The sequence below is a fragment of the Pseudomonas fluorescens genome (assembly GCF_000730425.1).
Classification (GTDB): Bacteria; Pseudomonadota; Gammaproteobacteria; order Pseudomonadales; family Pseudomonadaceae; genus Aquipseudomonas; species Aquipseudomonas fluorescens_X.
The window spans coordinates 3776793-3799299 of record NZ_CP008896.1 but is presented as its reverse complement, the minus strand read 5'-3'; the positions used below and the strand labels follow the sequence as shown (position 1 = coordinate 3799299).

Sequence of the window (22507 nt, the reverse complement as noted above, 5' to 3'; positions counted from 1 at the left end):
CCACAAGACCCGATGTTCCTGGCGGACATCGGGTCTTGTCGTTTCAGCACTGCGGGGGGCTGCTCAAGTCCACCAATAGCGCACCAGGTGAAAGAAAATCGGCGCCGCGAAACACACCGAATCCAGGCGATCCAGCATCCCGCCGTGCCCTTCGATCATATGCCCCCAGTCCTTCACGCCTCGGTCGCGCTTGATCGCCGACATCACAATCCCACCGGCAAAGCCCAGCAGGTTGATCAATAGCGCAATCAGGAAGGACTGCCAGGGGTTGAACGGGGTGGTCCACCACAGTGCCGCGCCGATCAGGGACGACAACAGGATGCCGCCGACAAAGCCTTCCACGGTTTTTGACGGTGACAGGTTGGGGGCGATCTTGTGTTTGCCGAACAGTTTGCCGCACACGTACTGCAAAACGTCCGAGAGTTGCACCACGATGACCAGGTAGGCGATCAGCAACAGGTTGCGGCCCTCATAGCCGACGATGTCGAGGGTCAGCAGGGCGGGCACGAAGGATACGCAGAACACCGCGATCATCAGCCCCCACTGCACTTTCGACGCCCGCTCCAGGAAGTGCGTGCTGTCGCCGCCCAGCGAGGCAAGGATGGGCAGCAGCAGGAACACGTAGACCGGGATAAAGATCGAGAACAGGCCGTACCAGTCAAAATAGATCAGCAGGTATTGCAGGGGCAGCGCCAGGTAGAACGCGGCGACCAGTGCCGGGTAGTCGCTGCGCCGGGTGGGGGTGAGGGTGAGGAATTCGCGCAGGGCGTAGAACGACACGGCGTAGAACAGCAGGATCACCGCGCCGGTGCCGAGCCAGAAGGCAATGCCGATCACGACCACCATCACCCACCAGGCGTTGATGCGTGCATTGAGGTTGTCGATCACCGCGTTAGGTGTGCCGCGGGTACGCAGCTTGAGGATCAGGCCGATCAGCGAGGCGAGCACCAGGATCAGGCCGATGCCGCCGAACAGCATCAGGGTTTGGCTATCCATGTCAGGAATGCTCCGGGGCGAGGGCCAGCAGGGCGTCGCGGCTGCGGGCGAGAAACAGGGCCTTGTCTTCACCCTCTTGCAGTTGCAGGGGGGCGCCGAAGCTGGTGGTGCACAACAGCGGCAGCGGCAGCACACGGCCCTTGGGCATTACGCGGTTGAGATTGGCTATCCACACCGGGATCAGTTGCGCCTGTGGGTAACTGTTTGCCAGGTGATACAGGCCGCTCTTAAATGGCAAAAGGCCGTCCTCCAGGTTACGGGTGCCTTCGGGGAAGATGATCAGTGAGTCGCCATGTTCCAGGGCTTCGAGCATCGGTTGCAAAGGGTTATCCACAGGGTCTTTGCGTTCGCGGTCGATCAGCACCCCGTTGAAGACTCGGTTGATGATGTAGCGGCGCACTGCGCTCTTGTTCCAGTAGTCGGTGCCGGCCACGGGACGTGTGGCTTTGCGCAGGTTCGGCGGCAACGACGCCCACAGCAGCACGAAGTCGCCGTGGCTGCTGTGATTGGCAAAGTAGATACGTTGCACCGGCTCCGGGGCGCAGCCCAGCCACAGGCTACGGGCGCCGGTCACGGTGCGGGCCATTGAGGTAATCAGGGTCGCGACCACGGGTTCGAACATGGGGATTCCTTATCCGGAGAAGGGCAGCCACGGGCTGGCCAGGATGACGGCCAACGTCAGTATTACTTGCGCGCCCAGCAGGTAGGCCTGTTTGCGCAGCAGTTTAAGGGCTCCACGCTGGCGCTCGGCCCAGGGCCGGCTGGGGCGATTGGCGGGTTGCAGGCCCAGGGTTTGCAGGGTCTGGTCCAGTTCGCCGGTGCGTTCTACGTCCCTGGCCATTAGCGCAAACAGATCTGCGTCGAAGGCCACCCGCAGCGCCCAGTACTTTTGCAGCAGTCCGAGGATAATCATCCATAGGCTGAGCAGCAGGCAGATCGGCGCAATGCTGGCCATCAACAGTTGCGCCAGGCCGAACAACACCCCGAGCAGGGTCAGGCCTGTGGATAACTGATCCAGCGAACGGCCACGGCGCAGCAGGCTGGCGACTACCTGGAGTTGCATATCAGCGGGCATAAGGCAGTTCTCCCAAGGCTTGGCGGTGATTGGCATGCAGGACCACATCCGGTCGCGCTGTACGAATAATAGCCAGCGCTTCATCGACCGTACTGGCACGCCCGCTCTGTAGCAGCCATGCTGCCACGGCGCTGGCGCTGCGGGAGTAGCCGAGGGCGCAGCACACCAGCAATGGCCCGTGTTCGCGCAAGCGTTCGATGGCTTGGGCCGCTTCCAGGCATTGGGCAGGTGTGGGGGCGGTCAGGTCGAGGACGGGCAGGGCATGGTAAGCGCGACCTTGTGGATAAACAGGCAACTCGGCACACAGATCGACCACGGCATTGAATGAACTCAACTGCGCAGTCGTGGGAATCCGCCCCAGCCATACGTTATCCACAACCCGGTCGGGCTGCGGATGCTTGCGTGTCCATAGCCGCGAGTTGAGCCACGCCGCCGCGAGATAAGGCGCATACAGCCAGCGTGCTGCGGGGCTGAGGCGGCCATCGGCCTGCTTCTGAAAGCCAGCGGCGCCCAGCAGCCAGTAGTTGAGCGCCACCAGCAACGCCGCGACGGCTGGCCACAGCAGCCATAGCCAGGCCCCGCCCCAGGCAAAGGCCGCTATCGCCAACAACAGGGCGCCCACGGCGTAGCGCAAACCCAGGCGCCACCGTTTCGGGTCTTTGGCCAGGCGTACACTCAACAGCGGGCTTGGATGATCCACCGGCCATAGCCACACACACAGCCAGCCGGCCAGGGCGCCTGTGGGTAAGTCGATGAAGTGATGTTGGTAGGTGGTCAGTACCGAAATACCGATCAGCGCGAACCAGCCATGCACCAGCCAGCGCCAAAGGCCCTGGGTATGGCGCTGGTACATGACCCACAGGATCACCAGCAAGGCGATATGCAACGAGGGTGCCTGGTTGAACGGCTTGTCGAACCCGGCCAGCACCGCAAACAGCCAGCCGAACACGCCGTCCATTTCTGGCCGCTCAAAGGTGAAGCGCAGCGGCCAGAGCAGGAAGCAGCTCACCGCAATCACCTGGGCACTCAACAGGCGCAGGGCATGTTGCTTGAGTTCATGACGGCTATTGGGCAGCAGCAGGGAGAAACCGTAGAGCAGGTCGATCGACCAGTAGGGCACGATGGTCCAGGCCCAGAAGGGCATATGGGCTTCCCAGCCGAACACCAGGGTGCCGACGTCGCTGCGCTGGCTGGTGACCCAGGTGGCGAAGCCGTAGGTGCTGAAAAACAGCGGTGCCAACAGCAGCAGCCACAGCACCGCTGGTTTTAACAGGCCTGGTTCGCGCATGGTCAGACCTTCTGCGCCAGCGACACGCTGAAAATGCCCCACTCATCCACGCGTTGGGTGATCTTGCGAAAGCCTGCCGCTTCCACCAGTTGATCCATTTCTGCCTGGGTGCGCCGGCGCATCACCCAGGCCTGGCCCTGGCGGTGGCTGGTCAGGGCGCGGGCGATCAGTTCCAGTTGCGGGTGCCACGGTTGGCCGGTGTACACTAGGTAGCCACCGGGCTCCACGGCCTCGGCCAGGCCGGCGAGGGACCCACCGACCAGGGTGTTATCGGCAAACAGTTCGTACAGGCCGGACACCACCGCCAGCGTCGGCTTGGGCGCCAGCGCCGCAAGGTCGGCCCGGTCGAAGGCATCCCCTTTGACGAACTGCGCAATGTCCCCCAGGCCTTTCTCGCGAATCAGTGCGCCACCGTCGCGCACGTTGATATCGCTGTAGTCGCGCAACAGAATCGATTCCGGAAGTGGTGAAACGCCCTGCAACGCTTCCAGAATGTACCGGCCGTGACCGGCGGCGATATCGACGATGCGCACTTCGCGCCCGTCATCGCGCAGCTTGGCCATGGCCAGGCGCAGCAACTCTTCGACATGCAGTTTGCGCTGGCGAATCCCGCGCCAACCGATGGAGTTCAGGTAGTTGGTGTCGATCATCCGCCCCAGTGCGCCCTTGCCAGTGGGGGTATTGCGGTACACGTAGTCCAGGGTGCTGCCCGAATCAAAACCGGTATCGAAACCCAGTTTCACGCCCTCGGAGAGCTTGCGGCCCAGGCCCATGCTGGCGCGGGTCATGCGCCAGTACAGGTCGCGCAGCGAGTTGTGCGGCAGCGGCGCGGCGAGGGACTCGGATTCGGCGCAGGTCGCGCCGATCTTGTCGGCATCCAGCAGGCTGGCGCGGTCCAGCGGGTGCTCGAAGTTTTGCAGGATAAAGCGCCTGGCGCTGGCGAGCGCCACGGCGCGGTCACGTTCGCCGAGGGTGTCGTGGAAAAAGCCGGGAAGGATGTGTTGTTCCTTTTTCAGGCTGCCCAGGCGTTCAAAGAACTGTTGCTGGGGCTTGCGATGCACCACAAAGTCCGAGCCGGAAATCAGCAACTGGGTCGGCACCTGGATGGCCTGGGCATCGGCGACCACACGGTCGGCCGCTTCGTACAGGCCCAGCAGCACATTCACCGAGATCGCCTTGGTGATCAGCGGGTCGCTGTCATAGGACGCCACGCGCTCGGGGTCATGGCTGAGGAACTTGGCCTTGACGTAGCTGTTGACGAAAAAGTTGCCGCGAAAACGCCGCATCAGCGCCAGGCCCTGGCGAGCGAAGGGTACGTAGAGCTTGACCTTGAACGCCGGGGAGGCGAGCACCAGGGCCCGGATGTTCGGGGCGTAGTCGTGGACCCAGGTGGCCGCGATCACTGCGCCGACGCTTTGGGCGATGATCGCGAGGTCGTGTGGCTCGATGCCATATGTGGCACCGATATGGTCGCAAAAGGTCTGCACATCCCGCGCACTGGTGGCAAAGCTCGGGCTGTCACCACGCTCGCCGGGGGACTGGCCATGGCCACGGGCGTCCCAGGCAAAGAAATCGAAGTGCGGCAGATCCACCTCGTCTACCAGATGCGCTATGCGCCCGGAATGCTCGTGGCCACGATGAAATAGCAGGATCGCCTGGCGTGGCTCAGGCCCGGTCGTAGTGGTCGCGGGCCAATGCCGATAGAAAAGCTCTGCGCCGTCATGGGTCGTGAAGGTGTGCTGTTGCTGTTCGCGCATCGCAAAATCCTTATACCGTCGCAGAGAGGTCGTGTGGTTCTTTGAGGCCCTGGCGCACCCGGTTGACCAAGGTGTAGGCGAGCAATGCAGCCACCAGCCACATCACCCCGTCGACCCAGCCTGCGCCGAGCCAGCCCAGAGCCACCCCGGTGGCCAGCACGCCGAGGACAAACGCCCGATCACTCTTGCCCATGGGCCCGTCATAGCGCCGCGAGGCACCGACCATGGGCCCGAGTACGCCGGCATATTCGCTGAACACTGCCAGCAGCGTCACCAGCAGCACCGGCGCCAGGCTGACCCCGGGGATCAAGGCAAACGGCAGGATCAGCGCGCTGTCGGCGATCACATCGCACAGTTCATTGAGGTAGGCGCCCAGGCGCGACTGTTGGCCGAACTCCCGGGCGAGCATGCCGTCGATGGCATTGAGGGCCATGCGCAGGATCATCCACAGCGGGATCAACACGAACAGCCAGGTGTGCTGGGCAAAACCGGCGATTAGCAGGCCCACCAACAACGATACGATTCCCGCCAGCACGGTGACCTGGTTGGCGGTGGTGCCGTTGTCGTACAGGCGCTGGACCAGGGGCCGCAGCAGGTTTTGAAAACGCGGTTTGAGCTGATAGATCGAAATCATGAGCGTGACGCTTCCTTGTCCGTGGTCCCGCGAAAAAGCTGCTGCGAGTGTGACGATAAATCGTGGCGGGCACTAGTAGAAGCCGGCTTGCCGGCGATGGCTATTTCAAGACTGGCGGAGCACTGACGGACGTCATCGTCGGCAAGGCCTCGTCGGGTATAGATAAAAATGTTGATCGCGCTGTAACGCCCATCCGACACCTCACTCTAGTGCTGTGTCGGGACTGAACAAACCGTTCAGCCGACCCCCTATCGAGCTATGAGGATTACAACGATGAACATCAAAAACGCCGTTTCCGGTGCTGCCCTGGCCATTGCTGCGGCCACTCTGTTTGCCGGTGTCGCTACCCAGGTCCAGGCCGCCGAAGAAGCGAACGTGCATTGCTACGGTGTGACCTCCTGCAAAGGCATGAACGACTGCAAGACCGCTGAAAACGCCTGCAAGGGCCAGGCTGTGTGCAAGGGCCATGGTTTCAAGGCCATGACCAAGGCAGCCTGCGATGCGGCTGGCGGTAAAGTCGGCGAATAACCGCGAATACGTGATCCCACAGCGGTGTGCACGCCGCTGTGGGCACTTTCCAGGAGTTCGTCATGTCGGTATCGGTTCCTCGCCTGGGCTACGGCCTTGGGCTGCGCAGCACTTACTATCAGCAAATCATCGAGCAGTCGCCGCAGGTGGACTGGTTCGAAATCGTCTCTGAGAATTATCTGGTCCAGGGGGGTAAAGCCCTGTACTACCTGGACGCCATCGCCGAGCGTTATCCGTTGGTGATGCATGGTGTGTCCCTGTCCATTGGCGGGCCCCATGCCCTGGACAGGGACTACCTCACGCAACTCAAGCAATTGGCCGACCGGGTCAAGCCGGCCTGGGTCTCCGATCACTTGTGCTGGAGCCGTGGCAACGCCCATCAGTTGCATGACTTGTTGCCGCTGCCCTACACAGAAGAAAGCCTCTACCACGTCGCCAGCCGCGTGCGGCAGGTGCAGGAGGTGCTGCAGCGGCCGTTGGTGCTGGAAAACGTCTCCAGTTATGTGCGATCCAACGCCGATGAGTTTACCGAGTGGGAGTTCCTCAACGCCTTGAGCGACCTCAGCGGCTGCGAGCTGCTGTTGGACGTCAACAACGTGTATGTCAGCTCGCGCAATCACGGCTTTGACGCCTGGACCTTTATCCGCAGCCTGACCCCCCACAGCATCCGCCAACTGCACCTGGCCGGGCATAGGGACTATGGCGACTATGTCGTCGACACCCATGACCATCCCGTGTGCGATCCGGTGTGGCAGTTGTTTCAACAGACCCTGGAACACCTGGGGCCGGTGGCGACGTTGCTGGAGCGCGATGACCATTTCCCGCCATTTGCCGAACTGCTCGACGAGCTGGGCAAGGCCCGTGAGCTGGGTGCAGGCGCCTTGGCACGGAGGTCAGCATGGGCCTGACTGACTGGCAGCTGGCGTTCGAGCGACATCTATTGGCAGACACCGGCAACAGCGGCTTTGCCAGCACCTTGATCGGTGGCCCGACCCTGGATGTCGACACGGGCCTGGCGATCTACCACAACGCCTACCGGGCCCGTCTGCTGGAAGTGATGCAGGGGGATTTCCCCGCCGTATGGCATTGGCTGGGGGATGACGAGTTTGCCGGGCTGGTGGCGGCCTACGTGCAGCGCTATCCATCGGCGCATTTCAGCTTGCGCTGGCTGGGGCAACGGTTTGAAGGCTTTATCGGCGAGCACCTGGTCGCCGAGCAAAGTCCCCCTCTGGCAGAGCTGGCGCGCCTGGAGTGGGCCTTTACCCTGGCGTTTGATGCGCCCCCAGGCCAGCCCCTGACCCTGGACGACATGGCACAACTGGCACCTGAAGACTGGCCGTCGTTGCAGGTCGAGTGGGTGCCGGTGGTGCAGCAGGTGGCCTGTCGCTTCAACAGCCTGGAGATCTGGCGCGCGGTCAAGGACCAGGCGGTGTTCCCCGGCAGCATCCCGTTGCCGCTGGCCGAGGTATGCCTGATCTGGCGGGACCGGCAGGTGTGCCGCTACCGGAGCCTGGAGCCTGCCGAGGCGCACGCCTTGGCGGGGATGGCCGATCAGGGCTGGACTTTTTCAGCACTGTGCGCCGAATTGGCAGTCGCTTATCAAGAGGGCGCGCCGCTGCAGGCTGTCACATGGTTGAAACAGTGGGTTCAGGACGGTCTGTTGCAACGCCGGGCACCATAGGGCAGGGCTATTGAATCGATAGCCTGCTACTTTTTGGTGGATGGTCTACCCTGATTTCAGACGTCTGAAACAAGGGGGACTACTCATGCTCGCGCAACTTCCACCGGCCTTACAGAATCTTCAGCTACCGCTGCGTCTGCGACTCTGGGATGGCCATGAGTTCAACCTGGGCCCGGAGCCCAGCGTTACCATCGTGGTCAAGGACCCGGTGATGGTGACGCAACTGACCCATCCCACGCTCGATTCCCTGGGCGCTGCCTTCGTCGAAGGCAAACTGGAGCTGGAAGGTTCCATCAGCGATGTGATCCGTGTGTGTGATGAATTGAGCCACGCACTGGTCGAGGAAGATGAGCACGCCGGGCCGGTGCGTTCGATCCACGACAAGGCCACGGACGCTGCCGCGATTTCCTACCACTACGACCTGTCGAACGAGTTCTACCAACTCTGGCTGGACCGTGACATGGCGTATTCCTGCGGTTACTTCGAGACCGGCAGTGAATCCCTCGACCAGGCCCAGCAAGACAAATTCCGCCACCTGTGCCGCAAGCTGCGCCTGCAGCCTGGGGAGTATCTGCTGGATGTCGGCTGCGGCTGGGGCGGGCTGGCGCGTTATGCGGCGCGCGAGTTTGGGGTCAAGGTGTTCGGCATCACCCTGAGCAAGGAACAACTGGCATTGGCCAGGGAGCGGGTGCTCGCCGAGGGCCTGGAAGACCAGGTGGAGCTGGCGTTGCTCGACTACCGCGACCTGCCCCAGGACGGGCGGTTCGACAAAGTGGTCAGCGTTGGCATGTTCGAGCACGTCGGTCACGCCAACCTGGCGCAGTACTGCCAGACCCTGTTCGGCGCCGTGCGCGAAGGAGGCCTGGTGCTCAACCATGGCATCACCGCCAAACATACCGATGGGCGCCCGGTGGGGCGTGGTGCGGGGGATTTTATCGAGCGCTACGTGTTCCCCAATGGCGAGCTGCCGCACCTGGTGATGATCAGCGCCGAAATCAGCGAGGTCGGGCTGGAAGTGGTCGATGTGGAAAGCCTGCGCCTGCATTACGCGCGCACCCTGGATCACTGGAGCGAGCGTCTGGAAGACAATCTGGAGGCGGCAGCGAAAATGGTTCCGGCCCAGGCACTGCGCATCTGGCGGCTGTACCTGGCGGGCTGTGCGTATGCGTTTGCCCGGGGCTGGATCAACCTGCACCAGATCCTGGCGGTCAAGCCCCATGCCGATGGCAGCCATGAGCTGCCGTGGACGCGGGAAGACCTCTACCGCTGAGATCGTTGGCCCACTGAAAGACTAAATGTGGGAGCTGAGCCAGCTCCCACATTTGGTTTGATGTTGGCTAAAGGATCGGGGAAATCAGTCGCGCCACCCGCATGCCCAGTTGTTGCAGGCGGCGGGTCTGTTGGCTTTCTGCCTGGCTGGTTTCGTGGGCCTGGGCAAAGTCGTCCAGCAGCATGTGCTCCACTTCGCTGGCGAAGGCTTTGTCCACAGTCAGCAACATCACTTCAAAGTTGAGGCGAAACGAACGGTTGTCCAGGTTCGCGCTGCCGATGGCACTGATTTCGCGGTCGACCAGCACCACTTTCTGATGCAGAAAACCCGGCTTGTAGCGGAACACCCGAACCCCGGCGCGCACCGCTTCAATCGCATACAGGCTGGATGCGGCGTAGACAATGCGATGGTCGGGGCGTGACGGCAGCAGCAAGCGCACATCCACGCCACGCAACACTGCCAGGCGCAGCGCGGCGAATACCGCTTCGTCGGGGATGAAATACGGGCTGGTGAGCCACACCCGCTCAGTCGCGGCATGAATGGCCTCGACGAAAAACAGTGAGCAGGTTTCATACGGGTCCGCCGGGCCGCTGGCCAGCAGTTGGCAGAGCACACCGTCATCGGCATAGGTGTCGGGCAGAATCAGCGGCGGCAGTTCGCGCGCGGCCCAGAACCAGTCCTCGGCAAACGATTCCTGCAGGCAGGCCACCACCGGGCCGCTGACTTGCACATGGGTGTCGCGCCACGGCGCAAGCGGGGGTTTCTTGCCCATGTATTCGTCACCCACGTTATGCCCGCCGACGAACCCGGTCAGGCCATCGACCACGACAATCTTGCGGTGGTTGCGAAAATTCACCTGGAAACGATTGAGCCAGCCGCTGCGGGTGGCAAACGCCTTGATCTGCACCCCGGCGTCGCGCAGCGACTGCACATAGCGGTGGGGCAGGGAGTGGCTGCCGATGCGGTCATACAGCACGTAGATGGTCACGCCCTGCGCGGCCTTGGCCTTGAGCAGGCTGTGCAGTTGGCGCCCGAGTTCGTCGTCATGAATGATGAAGAACTGCACCAGCACGGCAGTCTTGGCGGCGCGGATGGCGTCGAAGATGGCGCTGAAGGTTGCGTCGCCATTGACCAGCAAACGGACCTGGTTATTTGCCAGGCACGGCATGCGTCCCAGCTTGGGCATGGCGCGCAGAGAGGCATAGGCGCGGGAGTTACGCGCGGCCAGGGCTTCTTCGACCCAGGGACGCCAGTTCAATTCGGTGATGGCCTTGTGCATTTCCTGGTTGGCCTGGCGCCGCGCCTGGATATAGGCGTCGAAGCTGCTGCGACCGAAGATCAGGTAGGGGATCAGCGTCAGGTAAGGCATGAACATCAGCGACAGCGCCCAGGCAATCGAGCCTTGAGCGGTGCGCACGGTCAGCACCGCGTGGAGGGCGGCGAGGGAACCGAGAAAATGCAGGGTGGCGATGACGTAGCCAAGCAAGTGCGGGCCGAAGAAATCCATGGACAACGTTACTCCTGACAATCCATTGCGTAACAGACCATGTTCGGCGGCGATTGTCGCTATTTTCTTGAACATGCAACGCCGACCGCTTTGCGACGTCTAACGCCAACAATTACCCAGGAGTTACCCGATGAATGCTCGTCTGCTTGGTTTGGCCATGGTTGTTGGTTTGACGCTGCCTGTGGCAGCGCAGGCGCAGATGTTGGCGCCGGGCTTGTGGGAATTGACCACCAGCAACATGAAAGTCGATAACCAGAGCCTGCCGGACTTGTCGTTGATCCTCGGTCAACTGAAGCAACAGATGACCCCGGAACAGCGCGCCATGCTGGAAAAACAAGGCATCACCATGGCCGGCAAGGGCGTGCAGGTGTGCCTGACACCGGCTCAGGTCGCCACCGATTCCATCCCGCTGACCGACCCGCAATCGGGTTGCAAGCAAGAGGTGACGGACAAGACCGGTAACCAGTGGAAGTTCCGCTTCAGCTGCCCGAAAGCCCAGGGTTCTGGTGTGGCGACGTTCCAGAGCCAGAAGGCGTTCACCACCACAGTCAACGGCACCTTCAATGCCACCGGTATCCAGCAGAATGGCAGCCTCGACACTCAAGCCCAGTGGCTGGGCAGCGACTGCGGCACGGTAAAACCTCGCGCCTGAAACATCCCTTGTAGGAGCCGACTTGCCGGCTCCTACGCATTTGGGTCAACGCAAAAAGTGCAGGGGCAGCCCCTGGCAACTGTCGATTATCTGACCGTCATGCCAAGCCAGGTGCCCCGATACCAACGTGGTGCTGACACTGTGGCGAAAGCTGCGCTCGGCAAACGGCGTCCACCCACAACGAGCCAGGATCGGCTGGCTGCTTACCGGCTTGCCGTGGGGTTCGGGCTTGATCAGCACCAGGTCGGCCCAGTAGCCCTCGCGCAGGTAACCCCGGTCGGGAATGGCGAACAGGTCGGCGACGCGATGACTGGTTTTGGCCACCAGCATCGTCAGCGGCAACAGGCCGTCGGCCACCAACTCCATGAGCGCTGGCAGTGCATGTTGCACCAGGGGCAATCCTGCCGGAGCCTCACGGTAGGGCCGCTGTTTTTGCTCCCAGGTGTGAGGTGCATGGTCGGTGCCGATCACATCCAGCCGGTTGCTCAACAGTGCCAGGCGCAGGGCATCCCGGTCGGCCCGGGTCTTGATCGCCGGGTTGCATTTGATCTGGTGGCCAAGGCGCGCGTAGTCGCGGTCATCGAACAACAGGTGATGCAGGCAGACTTCGGCGGTGATGCGTTTTTCCGCCAGCGGTTTATCTTCGAACAGTGGCAGTTCCCGGGCGCTGGTCAGGTGCAATACATGCAGGCGCGTGCCGTGACGCTGCGCCAGTTCTACGGCCAGGGACGAGGAGCGATAGCAGGCTTCGGCGTCGCGAATCAGCGGGTGGGCGACGGCGGGGATCGCCTCGCCGAAACGGTTTCTCAAACGTTGCTCATTGGCCTGGATGCTGGGCGTGTGCTCGCAATGCGCCAGGAGGAGGGTCGGCACCTCGGCAAACAGGCGCTCCAGAACCCTCGGATCATCCACCAGCAGATTGCCGGTGGAAGCCCCCATGAACACTTTGACCCCGGCAACTTCCCGAGGATCGAGGGCGGCCACCGTGTCGAGGTTGTCGTTGCTGACACCAAAGTGAAAACCATAGTTGGCCACCGAGTGCAGGGCCGCACGACGTTTTTTGTCGGCCAGTGCTTCCAGGTTCAAGGTCGCCGGCTGGGTGTTAGGCATGTCCATGAAACTGGTAATGCCACCGGCCACCGCGGCGCGGGATTCGCTGTAGAAACTGCCTTTGTCCGGCGCGCCCGGTTCGCGAAAATGCACCTGGTCGTCGATCATCCCCGGCAGCAGCCATTGGCCTTGCGCGTCGATTTCGACGAGCGCGTTTTGCCCTTCGATACTGTTGGCGATTTTTTCGATACGGCCGTTGGCGACCAGCACGTCGGCGTCGAACTCTTGCCCTTCATTCACCAGGCGGGCATTGCGGATCAGCAGGCGGCTCATGTTCAGAACTCGTTTTGCAGGGCTTTATAGCCGCGCACCAGGTCGACATTGGTGCGCGCCACGTCTTCGGAAAACTCCGACGCGCTGACGCTCACTGGCGGGAATTGCGAGAGGTCGGTGTTGGGGCCGATGCGGGTGGTGGAGGGTACGTAGAAAGCAGCGGGCAAGTCGCGACCATCGACCACCGAGTTGTGCCGTACCACACAACCATCGCCGACCACGCAATTGAACAGCACGCTGTTGAAACCGATAAACACCCGGTCGCCGACGGTGCAGGGGCCGTGGACGATCGAGCGGTGGGCGATGGAACTGAACTCGCCGATGGTCACCGCTGCGCCGGATTTTGAGTGGATCACCACACCATCCTGGATATTGGAGTTGGCACCAATGGTGATCGGGTCCATGGCACCATCAGCGTTGACTTCATCGGCGCGGATCACCGCATAGGGGCCGACGAATACATTTTCGCCGATCACCACTTTGCCGCAGATGATCGCGGTTTTATCGACGTAGGCTGACTCGGCAATGACCGGCAGGTCGCCGGAGGGGTTCTTGCGGATCATGCAGCAGGTTCCTTGAGGGGCGCGGTGAGGATATGCACCTGGTCTTCTTCAATGGCGTTGTAAAAGCAGGTTGGCCGGCCGGTGTGGCAGGCCGGGCCTTGTTGGTCGACGATCAGCAACACGGCATCGCCGTCGCAGTCCAGGCGTGCTTCGATCAACCGCTGCCGGTGACCTGAGCTTTCACCCTTGCGCCATAAGCGCTGGCGGGAGCGCGACCAGTAACAGACCCGGCCGCTGGCGAGGGTCTCGTCGAGGGCCTGGCGGTTCATCCAGGCCAGCATCAATACTTCGCCGCTGCGGTGTTGCTGGGCGATGGCCGCGATCAGGCCGTCACTGTTCCACGGCAAGGCATCCAGTACCTGGGCCAGGGGAAAGCGGCTGCCCCCAGCGGCGCCTTCGAGCTCAAGCATCGACAGCGTCATGGCGTGCCCAAGGCGTTGTACAAGGTGTTGAGGTTGTACTCGAACAGCCCGGTGAAAGTGCTGGCCGGGCCTTTGGCAGCCAGCGCATCGGAGTACAACGTGCCGCCGATATGGGCGCCGCTTTCCTCGGCAATCTGTTTGAGCAGCCGCGCATCCTTGATGTTTTCCATAAACACCGCTTTGACGTGGGCCTGGCGGATCTGGGTGATCAACGCAGCGACTTCGGCAGCCGAGGGTTCGCGCTCGGTGGATAAACCTTGGGGGGCCATGAAGTCGATACCGTAGGCCTGGCCCAGATAGCCGAAGGCGTCATGGGAGGTGACGATGCGTCGATTGCCTGCGGGCAGCACGGCAAACTTGGCTTTGGCTTCAGCCAGCAGGCGGTAGATTTTTTGCAGGTACGCCTGGCTGTTACGTTGATAGTCGGCCTTGTTGGCCGGATCGGCGCTGATCAATGCCTGGGTGATGTTGTTGACGTAGATTTCGGCGTTGGCCAGGTTGTGCCAGGCGTGGGGATCGGGGATCTTGTTGCCACCTTCGTCCAGGGTGCGGGCGATTACGCCTTTGCTGGCGTTGACCACGCTGGCGTGGGTTTCGGTGCTGGTAATCAGGCGATCGAGCCAGGGTTCGAAGCCCAGGCCGTTCTTGATGATGACTCGGGCCTTGAGCAGCGCCTTGGCATCGTCCGGAGATGGCTCGTAGGTATGGGCATCGGCGTCGGGGCCGACCATATTGCTGAGCTGGATATGCTCGCCGCCGACCTGGCGGGTCATGTCGGCGAGAATGCTGAAACTGCTGACCACCTGGAGCTTGTCCTGGGCCGTGGCGAACGACAGCGGCAGCAGGACGCTGAACAGCACGAGTAGAGCGCGCATTGGAAAACACCTCATTGGGATGTGAGCAAGGGCGGGCGGCGCAGCAAGCCATGGACCGGCCCGAACACCACGGACAGCAGGTACAAGCCGCCAGCTACCAGCACAATCGCGGGGCCGCTGGGCAGCGAGTAATGGAACGACAGCAACAGGCCAAGCCACACCGAGAGGCTTCCCAGCACGGCCGAGACGGCAATCAATGTCGGCAGCCGCCGGCTCCAGAAGCGTGACGCCGCCGCGGGCAACATCATCAGGCCGACCACCATCAAGGCGCCGATGGCCTGGAAACCGACCACCAGGTTCAACACCACCAGGGTCAGGAATACCCCATGGGCCAATGGCCCGAGGCGGCTGACGGTTTGCAGGAACAGCGGGTCGAGGGTGTCCAGCACCAGCAGCCTGTAGATCAGTGCCAGGGCAATCAGGCTCAAGCTGCAGACCCACAGCATGCCGGTCAATGTCGGGCCGTCTACCGCCAGCGCTGAGCCGAACAGCAGGTGCAGCAGGTCCAGGCGCTTGCCGGCAAGGCCGAGGATCAGTACGCCAGCGGCCAGGGAAATCGGGTAAATCGCCGCCAGGCTGGCGTCTTCGCGCAGGCCGGTGCGGCGGGTGATCCACGCGGCGAGGCCGGCCATGCCCAGACCGGCACCGAGGCCGCCGAGGGTCAGGGCCGGCAGGCTCAGGCCGGCAAACCAGAAGCCCAGTGCGGCGCCGGGCAGGATGCCGTGGGCCACCGCATCACCGATCAGGCTCATGCGCCGCAGGATCAGGAACACCCCCAGGGGCGCGGTGCTACAGGCCAGCAGCAGGCCACCGAGCAGGGCGCGGCGCATAAAGACGAAGTCGTTGAAGGGCATCCACAGTTGGGCGGCAAGGTGCATCAGGCGACCTGCATCTGAGGCTGTTGAAGGATCAGCTGCGTGCTTGGCGCCAGTACACAGCCGCTGCTTTTGATCTGCAGTGCCTGCGGCAGATGTTGGCGTACAGCGGCCAAGTTATGGCAGACCACCAACACGGTGCGGCCTTCGGCATGCCAGGTGTGGATGTGTTTCCACAGTAGCGCCTGGCCTTGTTCATCCAGCGCGGCATGGGGTTCATCGAGCAACAACACCGGCGCTTCGGTCAGGCTCAGGCGCGCGAGCAGGGCACGTTGCAATTCGCCGCCGGAAAGGGCCATCAGGGGGCGTTGCTCCAGGCCATTGAGGCACCAGTCTTCCAGTACCGTTTGCAGGCGTTGGCTGCGTTGTTGCGGTGAGTGTTTTGCGCCCCAGAAACCTGCGGCTACCAGTTCCTGCAGGCTGATGGGGAATTGCCGGTCCAAGTGTTGTTGCTGTGCCAGGAACGACAGGCCACCGCGCCGTGGAACATCCAGCGTGACCTGGCCGGCCAGGGGTTTTTGCAGGCCAGCGATGACTTTCAACAAGCTGCTTTTACCCGACCCGTTAGCGCCGATGACGCCAGTCAAGCTGCCTTTGCCCAGTTCGATATCAGTGGCCGGTGTCAGCGGTTGGCCCGGAGCGCCCCAGCGCAGCGCTTTACAGCGGATCACGCGGTGGTCCTCGTCCAACGGCTTTCGGCCACGGCATCGTGGGCGTGCAGGCTTTCGGCGTGGATGACTTTGAGGTGAAAGGCTTGTACGGCATCCGAATGTTGCAGCGCCAGGTTCAGACGCCGGGCAGCGTCTTCACAGAACATCAGGTTCTGGCCGTTGGCCAAGGCAAAGGCTTGTTCATCGGCACGTTTGACGGCGGTTTGTACGGCGGTGCCGAGGGCCGCTTCAACGTGGTCGATCAAAGCCGTCAGTGGCAGCGTGGGTTGGTCGGGCTGTAGATGAACCCATACTTGAGCATGGCTGCGTTGACTGTGGGGCGTGGCAACAATCCCTTTGACGCTGCCAAGCCAGGTCAACACGTCTTCGTGTTGCAGCGACGTGTTAGTGAAGTCATTGATAAATTGCTGCTGAATCAACTGCCTGGCGAGGGCAGCCGAGCAGGGGCAAGTCGAGGAGTAAGTAACGTCAATTTTTAGTTCCACGTGGAACATCTGGTTTTCCAGGCGTGCTTCGATGCTCACCGGATAGCTCTTCCAACCGGCCAACGGGCTGACCAACGCCGGGCGTTTGAGCAGCAAGTCGGTATGAATCCGCAGGTACGCACTGTTCGATAAACCTTCATGGCTATCGAGAAAGCCCTGCAGCACCTGACGCAGCAGTGCCGGTTGCAGCTCGTGTTGCTCAAGCATTTCCAGCGCCAGGTACAAGCGCGACATATGAATGCCCCGCGCTTCACCGTCGTCCAGGCTCACCCCTGCATCGGCTGTGGCGCTTAAGCGCTTGCCGTCGAGCAGGATGGGGAGGGCAATGCCGCACATGCCCACCCAGTCGAGTGGCAAGGCTTGGCGAGAAGCCTGCGCGGCGATATCCGGCAGAGTCAGCGCATTCATAAGCAGATCCATCGTTGGCAATAAATCGACATATTATAGTATAACAATTAAGGCGACGATTATTTTTCTGCGGTGAGTGTCATGCACAGACGTCAACTTCTTAACTTGCTGCTGGCCAGCGCCGTGTTTTCGTTACCTTTTACGGTGAGTGCGACGCAGATTCGCAATGCGCGCCTGTGGCGCTCGAATGACAAGTTACGCCTGGTGTTCGATCTCAGCGGCCCGGTGAGTTACAAGACTTTTTCTTTGAGCGCGCCCGAGCGGCTGATCATCGATATGAGCGGTGCCGGCCTGAGCGGTGATTTCAGCCAATTGGCCCTGGCCAACAGTGGCATTACCGCGATTCGCTCCGGGCGCCACGGCACGGGCGACACACGTATCGTCCTCGATCTGGTACAGCCGATGCAGCTCAACAGCTTTGTCCTGCCACCCCAGGATGGGCAGGGGCATCGCCTGGTGCTGGATTTGCTCAGTCGCCCCAGCCAGGCGCCGCTGGATAGTGCTCACCCCAAGCGCGACATCATCGTCGTGGTCGACCCAGGCCATGGTGGCAAGGACCCCGGCGCCGTGGGTGCCAAAGGTGAGCGGGAAAAAGATGTCGTACTGGCGATTTCCCGGTTGCTGGCCAAGCGGCTCAAACGCGAGAAGGGCTTTACCGTGAAGCTGGTACGCAACGATGACTTCTTTGTACCGCTGCGCAAACGGGTGGAGATTGCCCGCCGCTACAAGGCCGATATGTTTATTTCGGTGCACGCGGATGCGGCACCACGGCTGAGCGCATCAGGGGCTTCGGTGTATGCCTTGTCCGAAGGCGGTGCCACGTCGGCGACCGCACGCTTCATGGCGCAGCGGGAAAACGGCGCTGACCTGCTGGGTGCCACCAGTCTGCTCAACCTCAAGGACAAGGACCCGATGCTCGCCGGGGTCATCCTCGATATGTCGATGAGCGCCACCCTGGCCGCCAGCCTGCAACTGGGCACTACCATACTGGGCAGCCTGGCGGGCATCACCACGTTGCATCAAAAGCGCGTAGAGCAGGCTGGGTTTGCGGTTCTCAAGTCGCCGGACGTGCCGTCGATCCTGGTGGAAACCGGCTTTATCTCCAACGCCCGGGACAGCCAGCGGCTGGTCACCGTGCGCCATCAACAGGCAATCGCCGATGGCCTGTTTGAAGGGTTGCAGCGCTACTTCCAGAAAAATCCACCGATCAACAGTTATATGGCCTGGGCCCAGGAGCAGAAGAAAGGCCAGGCCTAGCAACCACTGATCCGACTGCAAGTGAATTTGGCGCTGGCGCCGCCGGAGCTGGAAAACCGGTTGATCGTGGTCCAGCCCACCCGCCGCGTGTAGCCGACCCACGCCTCGCCGTCGGAAGCCAGCCCGGTAAAGAACGTCAGCTGGCCATAGCGGCTGTTGGTCTGTGCCCAGTAGCGTTTGCCGATCACCTCGAACCCGCGCAAATACGTGATGTTACCTGCGGTCGCCACACTGTAGGCATTGCCCTGAGCATCGATGCAGGCCAACAGGGTGGCGCTGCGGGTGCAGGTGGCCAGCATGCTGGGCACCTGAGCATTGGCTTGGGCCGCCGTCAGTAGCAACACGCCGTACAACAGGTATCTCATCGCGCTTCTCGGGATGGGGAGGGGCTCAAGGATTGCGCCCTTCGTCGTGTTGGGCAAGAGGGGATTGGCTTATTTGTATTGTTATACTATAACATAAAAACACAGCCTGACCCGTGAACCGCCCTGATGACTGAACAAGACCTGCTCGCCCAGCCACCTGCTGATTACATGAATGAGTCCCAGCAAGCTTTTTTCCGCGAGCTGCTGTTGGCCCAGCGCTCTGACTTGCAAACACGCATCGACGCCGAGTTCATAGTGCTGCGTGAGCAGGAACCCAGCAGCGATCCTGCCGATGTCGGCAGCGCCGAAGAACAGCGCCACTGGCAACTGCGCCTGCTGGAGCGGGAAAAGAAGCTGCTGGACAAGATCGATGAAGCCCTGGAGCTGCTGGCCCGTGGTGAATACGGCTGGTGCCGCGAAACGGGCGAGCCGATCGGCCTCAAGCGCCTGTTGCTGCGGCCGACGGCCACCCTGTGTATCGAAGCCAAAGAACGTGAAGAGCTGCGCGAACGCCACCAACGGGCGATTTGACCGGCCACCCTGATGAGGAACCCCTGATGACCGACCGTCTACCCGTTACCGTACTGTCCGGATTTCTCGGCGCCGGTAAAAGCACGCTGCTCAATTATGTCCTGCGCAACCGCGAAAACCTGCGAGTGGCGGTGATCGTCAACGACATGAGCGAAATCAACATTGACGGCGGCGAGGTCCAGCGCGACGTCAGCCTCAATCGCGCGGAAGAAAAACTGGTCGAAATGAGCAACGGCTGCATCTGCTGCACCTTGCGTGAAGACTTGCTGGTCGAGGTAGGAAAACTCGCCAGGGATGGCCGGTTCGATTACCTGCTGATCGAATCCACCGGTATTTCCGAGCCGCTGCCAGTGGCCGAAACCTTCACCTTTCGCGATGAAAATGGCCAGAGCCTGGCGGACGTTGCACGGCTTGACACCATGGTCACGGTGGTCGATGGCATGAACTTCCTGCTTGATTACCAGGCTGCCGAAAGCCTGGCATCCCGGGGCGAAACCCTGGGCGAGGAGGATGAGCGCTCGATCACCGACCTGCTGATCGAACAGATTGAGTTTGCCGACGTCATTCTGATCAGCAAGATCGACCTGATCGGCAGCCATGAGCGTGAAGAGCTGATGGCCATCCTGGAGCGCCTGAATGCCCAGGCACGCATTATTCCCATGGTGATGGGCGAAGTGCCGTTGGCCGAGATCCTCAACACCGGGCGTTTTGATTTCGAGCGCGCGGCCCAGGCACCGGGCTGGTTACAGGAGCTGCGCGGCGAACATGTGCCGGAGACGCAGGAGTATGGCATCGCCTCCACAGCCTATCGTGCACGCCGGCCATTTCATCCCCAGCGGTTTTTCGACTTTATCGACCGCCCGTGGAGCAACGGCAAGCTGCTGCGCTCCAAAGGGTTTTTCTGGCTGGCCAGCAAGCACCGCGACGCCGGCAGTTGGTCCCAGGCCGGTGGCCTGATGCGCCATGGTTTTGCCGGTCGCTGGTGGCGCTTTGTGCCCAAGGGCCAATGGCCCGAGGACCCGGAAAGCGTCGCGGCGATCATGGGCAACTGGCAACTGAGCACCGGCGATTGCCGCCAGGAACTGGTGTTTATCGGGCAGAACATCGATTTTGCGCAGCTGCGCGCCGAACTGGATGCGTGCCTGCTGACGGATGATGAAATGGCCTTGGGCGTCGAAGGTTGGCGCCTGCTGGTCGATCCTTTTGGCCCTTGGTACGAGGAGGCTGCCGCCTGATGCTGGCACCTGTGATTCAACTGCGCCCGGTCATTCGCCAGACCCGTGGGGAAACCCCGCTGGCGCTGGCCGACATCCTGGATAACGGCGTCAACCTGGCGTTGTGGCAGCGCCGGCTGCCACTGCACATCGCTGAATTTGGCGCCTTGTTGGTCTCGCTGGACGAGCCGCTGGCAGAGTCGCTGGTGGTGGAGTTGGACAGCGAAGAGGCTGAGCCCAACTTGCAGGGCCTGGCTGCAGGCTGCCGTGATCTTGAGGGCTACGACGGGTTTATCGCCGATGTGGCTTGGCTGGTCAGCGCCTTTGCCTGCCTGTTGGGGGCCAAGCGCATTGGCGTGCGGCTGAGGCTGTTAGACAAGGCCATGTGCCCGCGCTTTCACGTCGACCATGTGCCCGTGCGCTTGATCACCACCTACGCTGGCATTGGCAGTCAGTGGCTGCGTGAAGGGGGAATGGACCGTCGCCAGTTGGGCCAGGCGGACGTGCAGCCCAGTGAGCGTATCGAGCAGATCCACTGTGGCGAAGTCGCCCTGCTCAAGGGCGAAAAGTGGCGCGGCAATGAAGGCTACGGCTTGATTCATCGTTCACCGGCGTTGGCCGCCAATGAACGGCGGCTGATTCTGACGCTGGATTGGTTGGCATAACCGGGTAGGATCAAGCGTCTCTACACGGCCTGAATAATGTCCACGATGTTGCAGAATATTCCCACCCATGTGATTGCCGGCCCGTTGGGGGCTGGCAAGACCAGCTTGATCAAGCACCTGCTCAGCCAGCGTCCGCCCGACGAGCGCTGGGCGGTGTTGATCAACGAGTTCGGGCAGATTGGCCTGGACGCTGCGCTGCTGACCCTGGATGACGACGGCATTGCCCTCGGCGAAGTGGCCGGTGGCTGTTTGTGTTGTGTGAACGGTGCGCCATTCCAGGTAGGTCTGGGCCGTCTGCTGCGTAAGGCCCAGCCGGACCGGCTGTTTATCGAACCCTCGGGGTTGGGGCACCCGGCGCAATTGCTTGCGCAGTTGCGCCAGGCACCCTGGCAAACCGTGCTGGCCGTCCAGCCTTGTGTATTGGTACTCGATGCCCAGGCACTGGCGGCGGGCAGACCGTTGCCCGACGCGCAACACGACGCATTGGCCAGCGCCGGGTTACTGCTGTTGAACAAGGATGAGGGGCTGGACGCCGCACAACGTACTGCGATCGAAAGGGCGCTGCCGGCCAGCGAGGTCTACTGGACCCGGCAGGCGCAGTTGCCACTGGCCCGGCTGCCGGGGTTGGACGCGCAGGCCGAGGCGGCTGTGGATAACGTTCAAATGCCCAAGGCGTTGGCGCAAATCCCGGCAATCTGGAGTGATCCGTGCGTGCCGATTTGCCTGCATCAGGCTCAGGAAGGCGCGTGGAGCATTGGTTGGCGCTGGCACCCGAGCCAGCAGTTCGACCCCACGCTGTTGCGCCAATGGTTGCAGGGCCTGGACTGGCGCCGTGCCAAACTGGTCATTCACAGCGCCGATGGCTGGGTTTCGGCCAACGCTGTGGATAACACCCCGCTCACCTGGCAACCCAGTGAATGGCGCCGGGACTCGCGTATCGAACTGATCTTCAGTGAGGAGCAAACCGTGGCGGTCTTGCAACAAGCCCTGGCCGCTTGCCGTCAGTGACGGCTCTTGCCGTGCTCCTGGCGCCACTGGCTCAGTTCAATCACTTCGGCGCTAGGCGGTGGCGTCTTTATTTCAAACGGGTAGGGGGCCAGCTCGATCTGTGCACTGTGGGCGCCAAATTGGGTGATGGTGCCGGGATGGCGGGCTTCGCCGGTCACGGTGAACTCGAAATTGTAGACCCGCGCCAAGCGCCGACGCCCGTTGGCGTCCTTGACGAAACCGATGCGTTTCAAGGCCACGGCACCGTCGAGCAGTTCGATGTCGAGCTTGGCGCAATGCTGTTTGACCCTCTCCAGCGCCCGCTCGCGCAGGCCGTGGTTGTGCCACACCCAGGCGGCAGCCGCCGCCAGCAGCATCAGCACAAAGATATTTCCCAGGGTCAGCATGCGATTTGCTC

General features: G+C 61.9%; 26 protein-coding genes. 10 read left to right on the top strand and 16 right to left on the bottom strand.

Translation table 11 applies throughout. The annotated features are described in order from the left end of the window. Positions 1-63: 63 nt before the first annotated feature. From HZ99_RS17080 to HZ99_RS17055, 6 genes are read right to left on the bottom strand one after another with little or no spacing between them, the layout of a single operon-like run. Complete coding sequence (locus tag HZ99_RS17080; RefSeq protein ID WP_038444630.1) at positions 64-996, bottom strand: phosphatidate cytidylyltransferase; 933 nt, start codon at positions 994-996, stop codon at positions 64-66. 1 nt (position 997) lies between these two features. Beyond that, entirely contained in the window at positions 998-1618 is a 621-nt protein-coding gene (locus HZ99_RS17075; RefSeq protein ID WP_038444628.1) for a lysophospholipid acyltransferase family protein, read from the bottom strand. Positions 1619-1627: 9 nt separating this feature from the next. Further along, on the bottom strand, positions 1628-2071 hold the full coding sequence (locus HZ99_RS17070) for a hypothetical protein (protein ID WP_038444626.1): 444 nt from the start codon (positions 2069-2071) through the stop codon (positions 1628-1630). Next, on the bottom strand, positions 2061-3359 hold the full coding sequence (locus HZ99_RS17065) for a phosphatase PAP2/dual specificity phosphatase family protein (RefSeq protein ID WP_038444624.1): 1299 nt from the start codon (positions 3357-3359) through the stop codon (positions 2061-2063). The genes HZ99_RS17070 and HZ99_RS17065 overlap by 11 nt, the downstream gene beginning before the upstream one ends. A 2-nt stretch (positions 3360-3361) precedes the next feature. Continuing rightward, positions 3362-5116, bottom strand: coding sequence for a bifunctional alpha/beta hydrolase/class I SAM-dependent methyltransferase (locus tag HZ99_RS17060; protein ID WP_038444622.1), 1755 nt, complete (start codon positions 5114-5116; stop codon positions 3362-3364). Between the two features lie 10 nt (positions 5117-5126). Then, positions 5127-5750, bottom strand: coding sequence for a CDP-alcohol phosphatidyltransferase family protein (locus HZ99_RS17055; RefSeq protein ID WP_038444620.1), 624 nt, complete (start codon positions 5748-5750; stop codon positions 5127-5129). A gap of 273 nt (positions 5751-6023) precedes the next feature. On the opposite strand from HZ99_RS17055, the gene HZ99_RS17050 reads away from it, so the two are divergent. The 4 genes from HZ99_RS17050 (at position 6024) to cfaB (ending at position 9229) form a co-directional block, all read left to right on the top strand. After that, on the top strand, positions 6024-6278 hold the full coding sequence (locus HZ99_RS17050) for a membrane protein (RefSeq protein WP_038444618.1): 255 nt from the start codon (positions 6024-6026) through the stop codon (positions 6276-6278). A 62-nt stretch (positions 6279-6340) separates the two neighbouring features. Beyond that, positions 6341-7186 (top strand): DUF692 domain-containing protein, encoded by an 846-nt coding sequence (locus HZ99_RS17045; RefSeq protein WP_038444616.1) that lies wholly within the window; start codon positions 6341-6343, stop codon positions 7184-7186. Continuing rightward, entirely contained in the window at positions 7177-7959 is a 783-nt protein-coding gene (locus HZ99_RS17040; RefSeq protein WP_038444614.1) for a DNA-binding domain-containing protein, read from the top strand. Before HZ99_RS17045 ends, HZ99_RS17040 begins: the two co-directional genes overlap by 10 nt. 85 nt (positions 7960-8044) lie before the next feature. Continuing rightward, positions 8045-9229: a C17 cyclopropane fatty acid synthase CfaB gene (cfaB, locus tag HZ99_RS17035; RefSeq protein ID WP_038444612.1), complete on the top strand. Its 1185-nt coding sequence runs from the start codon at positions 8045-8047 to the stop codon at positions 9227-9229. A 67-nt stretch (positions 9230-9296) separates the two neighbouring features. Here the strand turns inward: cfaB and cls are convergent, their stop codons facing one another. After that, complete coding sequence (gene cls, locus HZ99_RS17030) at positions 9297-10736, bottom strand: cardiolipin synthase (RefSeq protein WP_038444611.1); 1440 nt, start codon at positions 10734-10736, stop codon at positions 9297-9299. Between the two features lie 130 nt (positions 10737-10866). Between cls and HZ99_RS17025 the strand changes: the two genes are divergently transcribed. Then, positions 10867-11388 (top strand): DUF3617 domain-containing protein, encoded by a 522-nt coding sequence (locus HZ99_RS17025; protein ID WP_038444610.1) that lies wholly within the window; start codon positions 10867-10869, stop codon positions 11386-11388. A 45-nt stretch (positions 11389-11433) separates the two neighbouring features. Here the strand turns inward: HZ99_RS17025 and HZ99_RS17020 are convergent, their stop codons facing one another. From HZ99_RS17020 to folE2, 7 genes are read right to left on the bottom strand one after another with little or no spacing between them, the layout of a single operon-like run. Beyond that, positions 11434-12771 (bottom strand): dihydroorotase, encoded by a 1338-nt coding sequence (locus HZ99_RS17020; RefSeq protein WP_038444609.1) that lies wholly within the window; start codon positions 12769-12771, stop codon positions 11434-11436. Positions 12772-12773: 2 nt separating this feature from the next. Further along, positions 12774-13334, bottom strand: a complete 561-nt coding sequence (locus HZ99_RS17015) for a DapH/DapD/GlmU-related protein (protein WP_038444607.1) — start codon at positions 13332-13334, stop codon at positions 12774-12776. Further along, entirely contained in the window at positions 13331-13756 is a 426-nt protein-coding gene (hisI, locus tag HZ99_RS17010; RefSeq protein ID WP_038444605.1) for a phosphoribosyl-AMP cyclohydrolase, read from the bottom strand. Before hisI ends, HZ99_RS17015 begins: the two co-directional genes overlap by 4 nt. Continuing rightward, the gene (locus HZ99_RS17005) at positions 13753-14631 is read right to left on the bottom strand and encodes a metal ABC transporter substrate-binding protein (RefSeq protein WP_038444603.1); all 879 of its coding nucleotides are present in this window, start codon (positions 14629-14631) and stop codon (positions 13753-13755) included. The genes hisI and HZ99_RS17005 overlap by 4 nt, the downstream gene beginning before the upstream one ends. An 11-nt stretch (positions 14632-14642) precedes the next feature. Further along, positions 14643-15509, bottom strand: coding sequence for a metal ABC transporter permease (locus HZ99_RS17000; RefSeq protein WP_038444601.1), 867 nt, complete (start codon positions 15507-15509; stop codon positions 14643-14645). Next, on the bottom strand, positions 15509-16177 hold the full coding sequence (locus HZ99_RS16995; RefSeq protein WP_038444600.1) for a metal ABC transporter ATP-binding protein: 669 nt from the start codon (positions 16175-16177) through the stop codon (positions 15509-15511). The genes HZ99_RS17000 and HZ99_RS16995 overlap by 1 nt, the downstream gene beginning before the upstream one ends. Further along, complete coding sequence (gene folE2 / locus HZ99_RS16990) at positions 16174-17070, bottom strand: GTP cyclohydrolase FolE2 (RefSeq protein WP_038444598.1); 897 nt, start codon at positions 17068-17070, stop codon at positions 16174-16176. The genes HZ99_RS16995 and folE2 overlap by 4 nt, the downstream gene beginning before the upstream one ends. 81 nt (positions 17071-17151) lie before the next feature. Between folE2 and HZ99_RS16985 the strand changes: the two genes are divergently transcribed. Further along, positions 17152-18327: an N-acetylmuramoyl-L-alanine amidase gene (locus tag HZ99_RS16985; protein WP_038444596.1), complete on the top strand. Its 1176-nt coding sequence runs from the start codon at positions 17152-17154 to the stop codon at positions 18325-18327. Here HZ99_RS16985 and HZ99_RS16980 read toward each other — a convergent pair. Further along, a complete protein-coding gene (locus tag HZ99_RS16980; RefSeq protein ID WP_038444594.1) occupies positions 18324-18692 on the bottom strand; it encodes a hypothetical protein in 369 nt (122 codons plus the stop codon). The two genes, HZ99_RS16985 and HZ99_RS16980, sit on opposite strands and share 4 nt — an antisense overlap. Positions 18693-18818: 126 nt before the next feature. Between HZ99_RS16980 and dksA the strand changes: the two genes are divergently transcribed. The 4 genes from dksA to HZ99_RS16960 are packed head-to-tail and all read left to right on the top strand — an operon-like array spanning position 18819 to position 22110. Next, on the top strand, positions 18819-19223 hold the full coding sequence (dksA, locus tag HZ99_RS16975) for an RNA polymerase-binding protein DksA (RefSeq protein WP_038444592.1): 405 nt from the start codon (positions 18819-18821) through the stop codon (positions 19221-19223). Positions 19224-19249: 26 nt separating this feature from the next. Further along, positions 19250-20458 carry a zinc metallochaperone GTPase ZigA gene (gene zigA, locus HZ99_RS16970; RefSeq protein WP_038444590.1) on the top strand — a complete coding sequence of 403 codons (1209 nt, stop codon included), beginning with the start codon at positions 19250-19252 and terminating at the stop codon, positions 20456-20458. Beyond that, complete coding sequence (locus HZ99_RS16965) at positions 20458-21102, top strand: DUF1826 domain-containing protein (protein ID WP_038444587.1); 645 nt, start codon at positions 20458-20460, stop codon at positions 21100-21102. The genes zigA and HZ99_RS16965 overlap by 1 nt, the downstream gene beginning before the upstream one ends. A gap of 45 nt (positions 21103-21147) precedes the next feature. Beyond that, positions 21148-22110: a CobW family GTP-binding protein gene (locus HZ99_RS16960; RefSeq protein WP_038444585.1), complete on the top strand. Its 963-nt coding sequence runs from the start codon at positions 21148-21150 to the stop codon at positions 22108-22110. On the opposite strand, the gene HZ99_RS16955 is transcribed toward HZ99_RS16960, so the two are convergent. Then, positions 22104-22496 (bottom strand): DUF3301 domain-containing protein, encoded by a 393-nt coding sequence (locus HZ99_RS16955; RefSeq protein ID WP_038444583.1) that lies wholly within the window; start codon positions 22494-22496, stop codon positions 22104-22106. The two genes, HZ99_RS16960 and HZ99_RS16955, sit on opposite strands and share 7 nt — an antisense overlap. Positions 22497-22507 lie beyond the last annotated feature (11 nt).